The following is a 13,399-nucleotide window of genomic DNA, read 5'->3' as shown; positions in this document are numbered from 1 at the left end:
CCTACGGCAGCACTCCCGGCCAAGGTAGAGATCGCACAACGGGGGCCGATTCATGTGTGTGTATTGCCACACCCTGACCAGGGCCATCGGCGGCTACGTTCTATGCAAACCCCACAGAACGCGAAGGACGGCCGATGCCCCAGGATCCGTTCGACTGGATCGACGCGGAGCACGAGCGGCGGCTGGCCGCCGGGCTCGTACGGACCCTACGGCCGCGGCCGGCCGACTCGCCGCTCGTCGATCTGGCCGGGAACGACTACCTGGGCCTCACCCGTCACCCCGAGGTCACCGAGGCCGCCGCCGGCGCGGCCCGCCGCTGGGGCGCGGGGGCCACCGGCTCCCGGCTGGTGACCGGCACCACCGCCCTGCACACCCGGCTGGAGGAGAGCCTCGCCGGGTTCTGCGGATTCGAGGCGGCGCTCGTCTTCTCCTCGGGGTACGCCGCGAACCTCGCCGCGGTCACCGCCCTGTGCGGCCCGCCGAACCTGTCCGGTTCGTCCCCTTCGGTCCCGCTCGTCGTCTCCGACGCCGGCAACCACGCCTCGCTCATCGACGGCTGCCGGCTCGCCCGCGCCGAGACGGCCGTCGTCCCGCACGCCGACGCGGAAGCGGTCCGCAAGACGCTGGGGGCGCACGAGGGCCGGGCCCTCGCCGTCACCGACTCCGTCTTCTCCGTGGACGGCGACGCCGCACCGCTGGCCGCGCTCGCCGAGGCCTGCCGGGAGCACGGCGCGGCGCTGCTGGTGGACGACGCGCACGGACTCGGGGTCCTCGGCGAAGGGGGCCGGGGCGCGGTGCACGCGGCGGGCCTGGCGGGGGACGCGGACGTCGTCGCCACGGTCACCCTGTCGAAGTCGCTGGGCAGCCAGGGGGGCGCGGTGCTAGGCCCCGCGCGCGTCATCCGGCATCTCGTCAGCCACGCACGGACGTTCATCTTCGACACCGGGCTCGCCCCGGCGGCGGTGGGCGGCGCGCTCGCGAGCCTTGCGGTGCTGCGCCGCGAACCGGGGCGCGCGGCCCGGGTGCGGCACGTCGCCACCGAGCTGCACCGGAGGCTGACGGCGGCGGGGCTGACGGCGGTACGGCCCGACGCGGCGGTGGTGTCCGTCCGGGCCCCTTCACCGGAGGCCGCCGTGCGATGGGCGGCCGACTGCCGCGCCGCCGGGCTCGCGGTCGGCTGCTTCCGCCCCCCGTCCGTGCCCGACGGCGTCTCGCGGCTGCGGCTGACGGCGCGCGCGGACCTCACGGACCGGCAGATCGAGGAGGCGGCCGGCACGGTCCTGCGGACCGCACCGGCCGCCTGACGCTCAACTCCTGGTGGCGGTGGCCCCATCGGCCGCCCCGGCCCCGCGGCGGCGGCCGAGGCCACCGCCGCGGAGGTCTCCCACGAACGAGGACCACGCGGCGGGCGAGAACGACAGGACGGGTCCGGCCGTGCGCTTGGAGTCCCGTACGGCCAGCAGGTCCGGGCCGAGCGGGGCCGTTTCGACGCAGTTGTTCATTCCGGTGCTGTAGCTGCTGCGCCGCCACCTCGCGGCACGCAGGGCAGAGGGGGAAGGGACATAGCGAGGCATTGCGGGCATGGTGCCTCCTCACACGCCGTCATGGAGCCCGGCGATGTAATCCAACGAGTTCTCATGCGAGAGGGCGCGGGTCCGCAGGGTGGCGAAAGCGGAACCGTACGCCCGGAGGTCTTCTTTCCGCTCCAGATAGAGGCTACTCGTCAAGTGGTCGAGAACCACCACATCCAGATCTGCAATGCGCGGAAATGAGAAAATAACGAAAGGGCCGGTGATGCCGATATGGCTGCCCGCGGAGAACGGCAGCACATGCAGTCGCACGTGCCGCATGTGCCCCGTGGTCACCAGGTGCCGTAACTGCCCCGCCATCACCTCCCGGCCGCCGACCTCATGACGCAGTACCGCCTCGTCGAGCACCGCGCACAACTCCAGTGGACGCTCGCCCCGCAGCACCGACTGGCGGGCCATCCGCACCCGCACCAACTCCTCGACCTGCTCCGGGGGCGGGTCGTTCAGCGCCGCGCGGGTCACCGCGCGCGCGTACTCCGGCGTCTGCAACAGCCCCGGCACCACCGTGGTCTCCAAAGTGCGCAGGTGGGAGGCCTCGGACTCCAGGCTGATGAAATCGAGATAGGCGGGCGGCAGCCGGTCGCGGTAGGCGTACCACCAACCCCGCCGAGCCCCCGCGCCCTCACCCGGATCCGCCGACCCCGCGCCGCACAGCGCCCCCAGCAGCGCACGCAGTTCCGGGTCGGTCACCTGGTAGGCATCCAGCAACAGGGCGACGTCCGAGGGCTTCACGCCACTGCAGCCCGTCTCGATCCGGCTCACCTTCGACTGGTGCCAGCCCACCGCGCACGCCGCCTCCCGGCTGGTCAGCGCGGCCAGTTCACGCTGGCGGCGCAGCTCCGCGCCGAGCTTGCGTCGACGCACCGCGGGTCCGTAGCGCATGGGTATTCCCTTTCGGCCAAGGTGAACACGTCCACATCCATACGTCAGTGTCAATAGACGAGTGCGCCACCCAAATGTGGTCGCTCCCGGCAGAGTTCACCGCTTCGAGCGACAGATATATGCATTTTCCGGTGGATCGCTCACTCTCGGACGCCGACGGTGGCACTCTGTGACGAAGAGCCGTCCGAGACCGCTCCCGACGTCACCGCGTCAGTGCCCTGCGTCACGCGTCGGAGCCCGGCCTCGGTAGGAAAGGGACAGCGCCATGGCGGATCACCAGGAAGCAACCGTAACCCTGCCGAGCGCCCCCGCCTCGGTGTCCGACGCGCGCCGCTATGTCGCGCGTGTACTGGCGGAATGGGGGCTGGCGGACGGCACCGAGGACGCCGACACGGTTCGGCTGATCGTCTCCGAACTCGCCACCAACGCCGTGCAGCACACCCGCGGCCAGTCGCCCACCTTCACCGTGGACGTCCGGCTCGACCGGGAGGAGCAGCTGCGCATCGGCGTCACGGACAGTCACCCCCGCTATCCGAGAAGGCTGCCCGCCGCCGTCCAGCAGGACAACGGCCGCGGCATGGTCATCATCCGCTGTCTGACCGCCGAGCGCGGCGGCAGACTGTCGGTCACCCCGACGGCCGACGGCGGCAAGACGGTCTGGATCTGTCTGCCCTGGACGGTGCCCGTACCCTGACCGCCCCGCGCGGCTGTGGGCCGGGCGGTGGGCCCCGTGGCCTCGAGAAGGCCGAGGGGTCCACCACCCGGCCCAGGGGCTCGCACGGTGATCGCACGGTGCTCGCGGACAAGGCGGGTCGAGCGGCTCGGGCAGGTCACCGGCGGGCAGGCGCGCCCTTACCCGTTCCGGATCGCTGCCGGTGAAGGCGACCGTGTGCCCGGTCGGGGCCGGCGGCCCCCGTCGCGAACGAGGGGCCGCGGCACCACAGTCGTGTCCGCCGTCGGCGGGTGGGAACACACCCTTTGCCGTGTCGGCGCACAGGGAGGCGAGGACGGTGGCGGGGGCGGCCGTCGCGGCACGCCACCGTCGGCGCTTTCAGTTCACGCGGCCGTAGCTGACGCTTCTGGTCCAGATCCGCTCGTGGCGGACGACCGCGCCGGTCTTGGGAGCATGCAGGATCCTGCCGTTCCCGACGTAGATGCCCACGTGATAGACGCCGCCGGCGGAGTGGAAGAACACCAGGTCCCCGCGTTGGCGGGCGGAGCCGGGCACATGGCGGGCGCGGTTGTACTGGGCGGCGGCGGTACGGGGCAGCTTTTTGCCGACCCGCTTGTACGAGTACTGCGTCAGCCCCGAGCAGTCGAAGCTGTACGGTCCCGTCGCGCCCCACTGGTAGGGAGCGCCCTGCTTCGATTCCGCTATCCGCAGGGCGAGGGTGGAGACGTTCGCGGCCTCGGCGTCGGGCGAACCGCCGGGCACCAGCACCGAGGCGCCGACGGCTGCGAGGGTGAGGGCCGAGGCGGCCTTGGCCCTGGAGAACTTCGTTGGTCGTTTGTGCGCGGCCATACGCAACCCTTCGTCTGCCGCCTATGAAGGATGACCTGTCGGGTTCGGGCAGGCGAAGATGCCCGGCCGCCGAGGCGGCTTCACCCCAAGGGACGGCCAGTGGTGCCGGTCGTCCCGCCGTACTCGGGTCCTCCACTCCTGCCGATGCACTCGTGTCGACCAGTCATCCGGGCGGCGGCAGGATTCGGCGTCCGCCCGGACCGCCCCGCCGCGGTGGCGGGGTCTTGTCGTCGCCTGGATCTTGGCGCAGCCGCGGCACGGATTCCGAGAGGATCCGGTGATATGTGAGCCTGGTCACCTCTGGCGTGTTCGGGTGGACACCGGACGGTTTGACGCCCACCGCTCAACCCTGTTGAGCCGTTCACCTGCGGCGAGTTGATCTCCGTGATCGCCTCGTGCGCGCGCGGCTCGGATCGATCACTGCGCGATGTCTACGCAGGGTCCGCTGTCTGCGGGAGATCGCGTTGAGGTGTCGCCCGGCCGGTCGTTCCGGCGCGCGTCCGGGCTCATCAGCCCGGCGTGTTCGGCGGCATGGTGACCCGTGCGGCCCGCCGCTCCCCGTCCAGGACCAGCATCGCCCGCGCGAGTGTTCCGGTGTGCACCTCGCGTTCGCCTCGCTCGTGCATGAGCGTCAACGCCTCGCGCAGCCCCGTCGCCGCGACCACCAGAGCCTGCGCCGCCCGTAGTCCGGCGTACGTGTCATGCGCGCGGGCCGGGTTGATCCGGCCCAGAAGATCCAGTACTTCCAGATACCGGTCCACCAATTCGCCCTCGGCGCGGGTCAGGGCGGGCAGGGGTGGCAGTTGGGGCGGCCACATCGCGGCTCACCTCGCGCCGAGCGGCACGCCCGGGCCCTTGCGGCTGGAGGTGAGCCGGTCGACGAGCCCGTACGCCACCGCGGCCGCGGCGTCGAAGACGGTGTCCCGCTCGATGTCCCGGTCGACCCGCTCCACGCTCTGCCCCGTGTGCCGCACCAGCATCTCCGTCAGCGTGTCCCGCATGCGCGACATCTCCCCCGCCTGGATCTCCAGATCGGAGGGCTGGCCCTGGACCGGTTCGCTGAGGGACGGCTGATGAATGAGGACGCGCGCGTTCGGCAGCGCCAGTCGCTTGCCCGGGGTGCCGGCGGTGAGCAGCACGGCGGCGGACGAGGCGGCCTGGCCCAGGCAGATCGTCTCCACGTCGCAGCCGATGTAGCGCATCGTGTCGTAGATGGCGCACATGGCGGGGAAGGAGCCGCCGGGGGAGTTGATGTAGAGCGAGATGTCCCGCTCGGGCGCCGCGTGTTCGAGGTACATGAGCTGTGCGATCACATCGCCGGCGCAGGTGTCGTCGATCTGCGTGCCCAGAAAGACGATGCGCTCGGACAGCAGCTTGGAGTACGGGTCCATCGTGCGGGCGCCGGTGCTCGTGCGCTCCGTGAACTCGGGCAGGACATAGCGGGCCGTGGGTCGGTGCATGGTGGCACTCCTCGTCCGTAAAAAATGTACAGGACGTACAGATCGTTCGGATGAGCATGGCTCAGCGCGGCTCGGCGCGGCAACGGATCGGACGTGGTTTCGCTCTGGGCGTGAGCGCGGCGGTGCCGGGGTGGTGGGCCCCGGCCCGTCGTTGACTCAACCCTTGTGCGCGGGCATCGGGGCAAGGAAGGATGATCCGCCATGCCCACCAAGTCTCTGCAGATTCCCACCGCGGACGGCCAGGCCGACGCTTTCGCCGCTTTTCCCGACGGTGGCGGGCGGCACCCGGGGGTGCTGCTGTACCCGGACGCCTTCGGCGTGCGGCCCGTGCTGGAGGAGATGGCCCGCGAGCTGGCCGGGCACGGGTACTACGTGCTCGTCCCCAACCTCTACTACCGGCACGGCCCGGCGCCGGTGATCGAACTTCCCGGGCACATCGGGGAAGAGGTCCGGCCGGCGGTCTTCGAGCGGCTGATGCCCTTGGTCAAGGCGCACACCTCCGAGCGTGTCCTGCGCGATGCCGACGCCTACCTCGGATTCCTCACCGCCCAGCCCGAGGTGGGTGCCGGACCGGTCGCCGTGATCGGCTACTGCATGGGCGCCGCCTTGGCGATGCGCACCGCGACGGCCCACCCCGGCCGGGTGGCCGCCGTCGCCGGATTCCACCCCGGCTTCCTGGTCACCGACGCGCCGGACAGCCCGCACCGCGACATCCCCGAGCTCGCCGCCGAGGTCCACCTCGGTCTCGCGGAGAACGACATGACGCCCCAGACCATCGGCGAGCTCCGCCAGGCCCTGGACGCCGCGGGTGTCACGCACACCACCGAGGTCTACCCCGGCACCCTGCACGGTTTCACCATGGCCGACACCGACGCGTTCGACCCCTCCGGGCTGCGGCGCCACTGGGACCGTCTGCTTCCCCTTCTCGACCGCACGCTGGCCGCCGGCTGAGGCGCACGTCTTCGGAGTTCTCGGCTCGCGCGCCGGTCGAAATCCTTGATCGCGACGCCGAGCCGCCGGGCGGGCCGTGACCGGCGAAGCCGCCCCACAGCGCTCCGATAGCATGTTCGAGCTCACGACGATTGCCGTCATCGCCCGTCCTTCACCGGAAAATCATGGTATCCGGCGCGAAGGGTCGCTTTATTTAGCTAACGTCTAACACATCGGCCAAACAATTGATATCTATAGCATCACGGTTTTTCTCGCGAATAAACCGAAGAATTGCGTCCGTCCCGTGGCGCCAACCACGGGTGATCCTGTGGGCCACGGTGGTTGTGGTGGGCCTCGGATTCCTCATCGCGCTGGAGATCGCCGCACGGGGCTACGGCCTGCCGGGGCCGATGACCAACCAGGTGAAAGAGGTGGTGCTCGCCCCCAAATCCGGGCCGCTGCTGTACGCCAGCATGGCGCTGATGATGGTGGTGCTCACCTGGCGGGAGCGGTTCATCGCGGCCGGTGCCGCGGTCGGTATCGACATCGCCTTCTTTTTGGTGCGGTGGGCGGTCGACGCCAAGATGATGTTCGGCAACGGCGCGCTGTGGGTGATTCTGGCCTGCGCCGTCATCGCTGTCACGCGCCGCACCGGCCGTGAGCGTGTCCTGTTGCTGAAGGGCGTCGGGCTGGGCCTGCTGCTGGTGGCCGGCCGCAAGACCGGCGACACCTGGCTGCTCATCACGTCGAAGACCCGCCCGCAGGTGCTCGACCAGTACGTGGCGACCGCCGATCACGCGCTCGGCAACCCGTCGTGGCTGGCAGGCCGGATCGTCGAGGCCACCGGCACGGTCGGTGAGCACGTTCTCGACTACGTCTACATCCAGCTCGCGGTGGCCGCGGTCATCGTCGCGCTGTACCAGCTGCGTCACGTGGCGGCCGAGCGCCGCTTCCCGGGCCATCATCTGGTGCGCACCTTCCTGGTGATCGGCCTCCTCGGCCCGGCCATCTACATGATCTTCCCGGTGGTCGGACCGATCTTCGCCTACGGCGCCGACGGCGGGCACTGGGCGGTGGCCGACCTGTGGCCGAACACGCCGCCGCCGATCACCGCCCCGCACGGGATGCCGTTCGACGAGATTACCCCCCGCAACTGCATGCCCAGCCTGCATACCGCGTGGGCCACCACGATCTTCATCCATTCCCGCAGGGGCCCCCGCGTTCTGCGCTACGCGGGCACCTTCTGGCTGATAGCCACGCTCGGCGCGACGCTGGGATTCGGCTACCACTACGGCGCGGACATCGTGGCCGGCGTGGTGTTCGCGTTCACGATCGAGGCGGCGCTGCGCGCACTCGACCGTGGCTGGGACCGGTCGGGAATCCAGCTGGTCGGCTACGGCACCGCGGTCTTCGCCGCGCTCCTGGTGTCGTACCGCTATCTGTCGATGGAGATGGCCGAATACCCGTGGGTGTTCGGACCGCTGGTCCTGCTGGCGATGGTCTCCGTGGTCTACGGCTATATGCGGACGACCAAACTGTGGGAACCGAAGGCCGCACCGGTGCGGCAACCGGAACCGCAGCCCGAACTCGTCTGAGTAAGGGGCGACACATCATGGGCTGAGCGCTTCCCGGCCGGGGCCGGGAAGCGCTCAGCCGGTCCCCGCGGTGTACGGACTTTGCGCGCGAGGGCCGGCCCGAAGCCTCTGACCTGGTATTTCCCTGCTTTCCAGGGATCCCGCGGACATCGGGGCAGGCAATTAAGCTGGTGGGCATGGCCTACGAAATTCCTGTGACGCAAGCCCGCGCCGAGCTGGCGGAGCTGATCAACCGCGTGGTCTACGGCGGTGAGCGGGTGGTCGTCACGCGCCACGGGAAGCCGCTGGTCGCCCTGGTGTCCGCCGCTGACCTGCAGCGGCTCGAAGAGAGCGAGGCCGGGGCGGAGACCGGGGCCGAGGAGCAGGTGATCAGCACGGTCTCCACCATGCGCACCCTGCCGTCCGTGGCCGAGGACCGGGGCCGGTTCGGCATCGCCGCCGAGCACCGGGCCCCCGACGCGCCGCCGCGGCACTGAGAGGGCCGGCGACCCACCACCGGTGACCTCTGGCCACGGCTTTGCAAAGAGTCAGTTAACGCGTTGGAAAAGCTTGCGCCCTAATCTGCAATCCCAGGCCTTCGGGAGAAGAAGCCCAGGTCAACAGTGTGTAGAACTCAGGTGTGCCTCCACCGTGTTCGGTAGGGAGGTCCTGGTTCGTCAGTGAGGTGGGACGCATGCAACTTTCCCCGCATGAACAGGAACGCCTGCTCATCCATGTGGCCGCCGACGTGGCCGAGCGCCGGCGGGCGCGCGGACTGCTCCTCAACCACCCCGAAGCGGTCGCGCTGATCACCGCGCACATCCTCGAAGGCGCCAGGGACGGCCGTACCGTGGCCGAGCTGATGTCCTCCGGACGCAAGGTGCTCACCCGCGACGAGGTCATGAGCGGCATCCCCGAGATGATCCACGACGTCCAGGTGGAGGCCACCTTCCCCGACGGTACGAAGCTCGTCACCGTCCACGAGCCCATCGGATGACCGGGGGAGACGCGCGGATGATTCCCGGAGAGATCCTGCACGCCGCCGAGCCCGTACGCCTCAACCAGGGCTCCCCCCTCACCCGCCTCATCGTCCTCAACGCCGCCGACCGGCCCGTGCAGGTGGGCTCGCACTACCACTTCGCCGAGGCCAACCCGGGCCTGGACTTCGACCGGGCGGCCGCCCACGGCAAGCGCCTCGACATCGCCGCCGGCACCGCCGTGCGCTTCGAACCGGGCATCCCCGTCGAGGTCGGCCTCGTCCCCATCGGCGGCAAGCGCATCGTCGAGGGACTGCGCGGCGAGTGCGGAGGCCCCCTCGATGTCTGAACTCAGCCGCGTCGCCTACGCCGATCTCTTCGGGCCGACCACCGGTGACCGCATCCGGCTCGCCGACACCGACCTTCTCGTCGAGATCGAGGAGGACCGCTCCGGCGGGCCGGGCCACGCCGGAGACGAGGCGGTCTTCGGCGGTGGCAAAGTCATCCGCGAGTCCATGGGGCAGTCCCGCGTCACCCGCGCCGAGGGCGCCCCCGACACCGTCATCACCGGTGCGGTCGTCCTCGACCACTGGGGCGTCGTCAAGGCCGACGTCGGTCTGCGCGACGGCCGGATCACCGGCATCGGCAAGGCCGGCAACCCCGACACCATGGACGGCGTCCACCCCGACCTCGTCATCGGCCCCGAGACCGAGATCATCGCGGGCAACGGCAAGATCCTCACCGCCGGCGGCATCGACGCCCACGTCCACTTCATCTGCCCGCAGTCCGTGGACGCGGCCCTCGCCTCCGGTGTCACCACCCTCCTCGGCGGCGGGACGGGACCCGCCGAGGGCAGCAAGGCCACCACCATCACCCCCGGCTCCTGGCACCTCGCCCGGATGTTCGAGGCGATGGAGGGGTACCCCGTCAACCTCGGACTGCTCGGCAAGGGCAACACCGTCAGCTACGACTCCATGCGCGCCCAACTGCGCGCGGGCGCCGTCGGCTTCAAGATCCATGAGGACTGGGGCGCGACCCCCGCCGCCATCGACGCCTGTCTGAGCGTCTGCGAGGAGAGCGGCGCCCAGCTCGCCATCCACACCGACACGCTCAACGAGGCCGGCTTCGTCGGCGACACCCTCGCCGCCATCGCCGGGCGTTCCCTTCACGCCTACCACACCGAGGGCGCGGGCGGCGGCCACGCACCCGACATCATCACCGTCGTCTCCGAGCCGAACGTCCTGCCCAGCTCCACCAACCCCACCCGGCCGCACACCGTCAACACCGTCGAGGAACACCTCGACATGCTGATGGTCTGCCACCACCTCAACCCGGCCGTCCCCGAGGACCTGGCCTTCGCCGAGTCCCGCATCCGGCCCGGCACCATCGCCGCCGAGGACTTCCTGCACGACCTGGGCGCGATCTCGATCATCTCCTCCGACTCCCAGGCCATGGGACGCATCGGCGAGGTCGTGCTGCGCACCTGGCAGACCGCGCACGTCATGAAGAAACGGCGCGGCGCCCTCCCCGGCGACGGCCCGGCCGACAACGCGCGGGCCCGCCGCTACGTCGCCAAATACACCATCAACCCGGCCGTGGCCCAGGGGCTCGACCACGAGATCGGCTCCGTCGAGGCCGGGAAGCTCGCCGACCTCGTGCTGTGGGACCCGGCGTTCTTCGGCGTCAAGCCACAGCTCGTCATCAAGGGCGGCCAGATCGCCTACGCGCAGATGGGCGACGCCAACGCCTCCATCCCCACCCCGCAGCCGGTCCTGCCGCGCCCCATGTTCGGCGCGACGGGCCGGGCTCCCGCCGCCAACTCGCTGAACTTCGTCACCCAGTGGGCCCTCGACGACGGTCTCCCCGAACGGCTGGGCCTCGGCAAGAGGTTCGTCCCGATCCGGGACACACGGGGCGTCGGCAAGGCCGACATGCGCAACAACGACGCCCGCCCGCACGTCGAAGTCGACCCCGACACCTTCACCGTCACCATCGACGGCGATCCCGTCGATCCGCGGCCCGCGGCGGAACTGCCGATGGCCCAGCGGTACTTCCTCTTCTGATCATGGGAACCCCTTCCTACGACCCGGGTGCCGCGGGGTCACCCGCCGCCCGCGCCGCCCTGCTCGTCCTCGCCGACGGGCGGTTCCCCGCCGGGGGCCACGCGCACTCCGGCGGGGCCGAGGCGGCCGTCAAGGCCGGGCGGATCCGCGACGCGGCCACGCTGGAGGTGTTCTGCCGGGGGCGGCTGCACACCGCCGGTCTCACCGCGGCCGGGCTGGCCGCCGCCGCGACGGCCGGGCTCGATCCGCTCGACCTGGACGACGCGGCCGACGCCCGCACCCCCTCGCCCGCCCTGCGCGCCGCCGCGCGCAGACTCGGCCGCCAGATGATGCGGGCCGCACGGGCGGCCTGGCCGTCACCCGCCCTCGACGCCCTCGCCGCGGCCCGGCCGCGCGGCGCCCACCAGCCCGTGGTCCTCGGCCTCGCCGCCCGCGCGGCCGGGCTCACCCCGCTGGACGCCGCGTACGCCGCCGGATACGAAGCGGTCAGCGGGCCGGCCACGGCGGCCGTGCGGCTGCTGAGCCTGGACCCCTTCGACGCGACCGCCGTCCTGGCCGGGCTCGCGCCCGCACTCGACCGGGTCGCGCACGAGGCCGCGACGGCGGCGCGGCGCGCCGGGTACGAGGGGCTCGACGCGCTACCGGCTCCGGCCGCGCCGTTGCTCGACATTGCCGCCGAGCAGCATGCGGCGTGGCCCGTGCGGTTGTTCGCCTCGTAAGCAACCGGGGCTCCGCCCCGGACCCCGGTCCTCAATTGCCGGACGGGCTGGATTGTTGCCCGGGCCCGGACCGGAAGTCTCGCCGGACCGGCGGAACTTCCAGCCCGTCCGGCGCTTGAGGACGCCGCGCGCAGCGCGGTCAACCACCGAAACCTCCGGAGGAACCATGCATCTCGACCACCCCGACGCCTACCCCCACCGCCACACCTACGGCGCGGCGGACCCCCGCCGCGCCGACGGCACCCGCCGTGCCCTGCGGATCGGGCTCGGCGGGCCCGTCGGGTCCGGGAAGACCGCGACCGTGGCCGCGCTGTGCCGGCTGCTGCGCGACGAGCTGTCCATCGCCGTCGTCACCAACGACATCTACACCCGCGAGGACGCCGAATTCCTGCTGCGGCACGCCGTGCTGCCGCCCGAGCGGATCACCGCCGTCGAGACCGGGGCCTGCCCGCACACCGCGATCCGCGACGACATCTCCGCCAACCTCGAAGCCGTCGAGGACCTGGAGGACGCCCTCGGGCCGCTCGACCTGGTCCTGGTGGAGTCCGGCGGCGACAACCTCACCGCCACCTTCTCCAAGGGGCTCGTCGACGCGCAGATCTTCGTCATCGACGTGGCCGGCGGCGACGACATCCCCCGCAAGGGCGGCCCCGGGGTGACCACCGCCGATCTCCTCGTCGTCAACAAGACCGACCTCGCGCCCTACGTCGGCGTCGACCTGGAGGGCATGGCCCGCGACGCCAAGGCCCAACGCGGCGACCTGCCCGTCGTCTTCACCTCCCTCGTCGCCGAGGGCGGCGTACGGCCGGTGTCCGACTGGGTGCGCGAGCGGCTGGCCGGCTGGGCCGCGGTCTCGCCGTGACGTCCCTCGCCGCGGGTCCTGCGGTGGACGCCGGGCTGCGGGCCGCGGCGCACGTCGTCGCGGCGCCGGACGGCCGGGGCGGCACGGGGCTTCCCACGCTGGACGGCGCGGGGCCGTTCGCGCTGCGCAGGCTGCGGCCGCAGGGGCGTGAGGCCCATGTGCGCCTCGTGGGGGCCATGAGCGCGCCCCTCGGCGGTGATCTGCTCGGCCTCACCGTGGAGGTGGCGGACGGCGCCGCCCTGCGGTTCTCGACGACTGCCGCCACCATCGCCCTGCCCGGGCGCACCGGGGCGCCCGCCGCGTACGACACCCGGATCCACGTCGGTGACGGCGCCACGCTGCGCTGGCTCCCCGAACAGCTGATCTCCGCCCGGGGCAGCGACCTGCGGACGACGACCCGCGTCGAACTCGCCCCGACGGCCCGTCTGGTGCTCCGCGAGGAGCAGGTGCTCGGCCGCGCGGGCGAGGACCCCGGACGGCTGTCCGCCCGGCTGACCGTGCGCCGCGCGGGCCGCCCGCTGTTCGACCAGGAGCTGACGTACGGGCCCGGGGCACCCGGCTGGGACGGGGGCGCCGTGCTGGGCGGGCACCGGGCCGTCGGGCAACTCCTCGTCGTGGACCCGGCCTTCGCCGAACACCCGGTGCGGCCCCGCCTCCTCGGTACGACCGCCGCGCTCACCCCGCTCGCCGGGCCCGCCGTCGTGGTGAGCGCGGTGGCCCCGGACGCGCTGCGGCTACGAAGGCTGCTGGATGCGGGAGTTGCGGCCGTCTTCGACGGAGATGACGGGGTACGGGCGTTTTGGTGAACCGGGGGCTGCCGG

General features: G+C 71.6%; 16 protein-coding genes and 1 riboswitch. Of the genes, 11 read left to right on the top strand and 5 right to left on the bottom strand.

Going from position 1 to position 13,399, the window contains the following annotated elements; all coding sequences use genetic code 11:
• Positions 1-134: 134 nt before the first annotated feature.
• Positions 135-1,304, top strand: a complete 1,170-nt coding sequence (locus tag JO379_RS05310) for an 8-amino-7-oxononanoate synthase (RefSeq protein ID WP_209514138.1) — start codon at positions 135-137, stop codon at positions 1,302-1,304.
• Positions 1,305-1,307: 3 nt separating this feature from the next.
• Here the strand turns inward: JO379_RS05310 and JO379_RS05305 are convergent, their stop codons facing one another.
• Together JO379_RS05305 and JO379_RS05300 are read right to left on the bottom strand one after the other, a co-directional pair.
• The gene (locus JO379_RS05305) at positions 1,308-1,583 is read right to left on the bottom strand and encodes a DUF397 domain-containing protein (protein WP_130876565.1); all 276 of its coding nucleotides are present in this window, start codon (positions 1,581-1,583) and stop codon (positions 1,308-1,310) included.
• Positions 1,584-1,592: 9 nt separating this feature from the next.
• On the bottom strand, positions 1,593-2,471 hold the full coding sequence (locus tag JO379_RS05300) for a helix-turn-helix domain-containing protein (RefSeq protein ID WP_130876564.1): 879 nt from the start codon (positions 2,469-2,471) through the stop codon (positions 1,593-1,595).
• A gap of 265 nt (positions 2,472-2,736) precedes the next feature.
• Between JO379_RS05300 and JO379_RS05295 the strand changes: the two genes are divergently transcribed.
• Positions 2,737-3,165: an ATP-binding protein gene (locus JO379_RS05295; RefSeq protein ID WP_130876563.1), complete on the top strand. Its 429-nt coding sequence runs from the start codon at positions 2,737-2,739 to the stop codon at positions 3,163-3,165.
• Positions 3,166-3,522: 357 nt separating this feature from the next.
• On the opposite strand, the gene JO379_RS05290 is transcribed toward JO379_RS05295, so the two are convergent.
• From JO379_RS05290 to JO379_RS05280, 3 genes are all read right to left on the bottom strand, one after another.
• Entirely contained in the window at positions 3,523-3,993 is a 471-nt protein-coding gene (locus JO379_RS05290; RefSeq protein WP_130876562.1) for a C40 family peptidase, read from the bottom strand.
• A gap of 4 nt (positions 3,994-3,997) precedes the next feature.
• A riboswitch (cyclic di-AMP (ydaO/yuaA leader) is annotated at positions 3,998-4,183 on the bottom strand.
• A 319-nt stretch (positions 4,184-4,502) separates the two neighbouring features.
• Positions 4,503-4,811 carry a hypothetical protein gene (locus JO379_RS05285; RefSeq protein WP_130876561.1) on the bottom strand — a complete coding sequence of 103 codons (309 nt, stop codon included), beginning with the start codon at positions 4,809-4,811 and terminating at the stop codon, positions 4,503-4,505.
• 6 nt (positions 4,812-4,817) lie between these two features.
• A complete protein-coding gene (locus JO379_RS05280; RefSeq protein ID WP_130876560.1) occupies positions 4,818-5,453 on the bottom strand; it encodes an ATP-dependent Clp protease proteolytic subunit in 636 nt (211 codons plus the stop codon).
• Between the two features lie 201 nt (positions 5,454-5,654).
• On the opposite strand from JO379_RS05280, the gene JO379_RS05275 reads away from it, so the two are divergent.
• The 9 genes from JO379_RS05275 to JO379_RS05235 all read left to right on the top strand — a co-directional run bounded on the left by JO379_RS05275 (position 5,655) and on the right by JO379_RS05235 (position 13,384).
• Positions 5,655-6,404 (top strand): dienelactone hydrolase family protein, encoded by a 750-nt coding sequence (locus JO379_RS05275; RefSeq protein WP_130876559.1) that lies wholly within the window; start codon positions 5,655-5,657, stop codon positions 6,402-6,404.
• Between the two features lie 269 nt (positions 6,405-6,673).
• Entirely contained in the window at positions 6,674-7,978 is a 1,305-nt protein-coding gene (locus JO379_RS05270; RefSeq protein ID WP_372449133.1) for a phosphatase PAP2 family protein, read from the top strand.
• 176 nt (positions 7,979-8,154) lie between these two features.
• Complete coding sequence (locus JO379_RS05265; RefSeq protein WP_130876557.1) at positions 8,155-8,454, top strand: type II toxin-antitoxin system Phd/YefM family antitoxin; 300 nt, start codon at positions 8,155-8,157, stop codon at positions 8,452-8,454.
• Between the two features lie 197 nt (positions 8,455-8,651).
• Positions 8,652-8,954: an urease subunit gamma gene (locus tag JO379_RS05260; protein ID WP_130876556.1), complete on the top strand. Its 303-nt coding sequence runs from the start codon at positions 8,652-8,654 to the stop codon at positions 8,952-8,954.
• A gap of 17 nt (positions 8,955-8,971) precedes the next feature.
• Positions 8,972-9,283 carry an urease subunit beta gene (locus tag JO379_RS05255; protein ID WP_130876555.1) on the top strand — a complete coding sequence of 104 codons (312 nt, stop codon included), beginning with the start codon at positions 8,972-8,974 and terminating at the stop codon, positions 9,281-9,283.
• Positions 9,276-10,997 (top strand): urease subunit alpha, encoded by a 1,722-nt coding sequence (locus JO379_RS05250; RefSeq protein WP_130876554.1) that lies wholly within the window; start codon positions 9,276-9,278, stop codon positions 10,995-10,997. Before JO379_RS05255 ends, JO379_RS05250 begins: the two co-directional genes overlap by 8 nt.
• A gap of 2 nt (positions 10,998-10,999) precedes the next feature.
• Positions 11,000-11,716 (top strand): urease accessory protein UreF, encoded by a 717-nt coding sequence (locus tag JO379_RS05245; RefSeq protein ID WP_130876553.1) that lies wholly within the window; start codon positions 11,000-11,002, stop codon positions 11,714-11,716.
• 166 nt (positions 11,717-11,882) lie between these two features.
• Positions 11,883-12,578, top strand: a complete 696-nt coding sequence (gene ureG, locus JO379_RS05240) for an urease accessory protein UreG (RefSeq protein ID WP_130876552.1) — start codon at positions 11,883-11,885, stop codon at positions 12,576-12,578.
• The gene (locus JO379_RS05235) at positions 12,575-13,384 is read left to right on the top strand and encodes an urease accessory protein UreD (protein WP_307841901.1); all 810 of its coding nucleotides are present in this window, start codon (positions 12,575-12,577) and stop codon (positions 13,382-13,384) included. The genes ureG and JO379_RS05235 overlap by 4 nt, the downstream gene beginning before the upstream one ends.
• The last annotated feature ends 15 nt before the right edge of the window (positions 13,385-13,399 follow it).

Source organism: Streptomyces syringium, assembly GCF_017876625.1.
Taxonomy (GTDB): Bacteria; Actinomycetota; Actinomycetes; order Streptomycetales; family Streptomycetaceae; genus Streptomyces; species Streptomyces syringius.
Note: the sequence above shows the minus strand (reverse complement) of the source record. Positions and strands in the feature narration are given on the sequence as shown.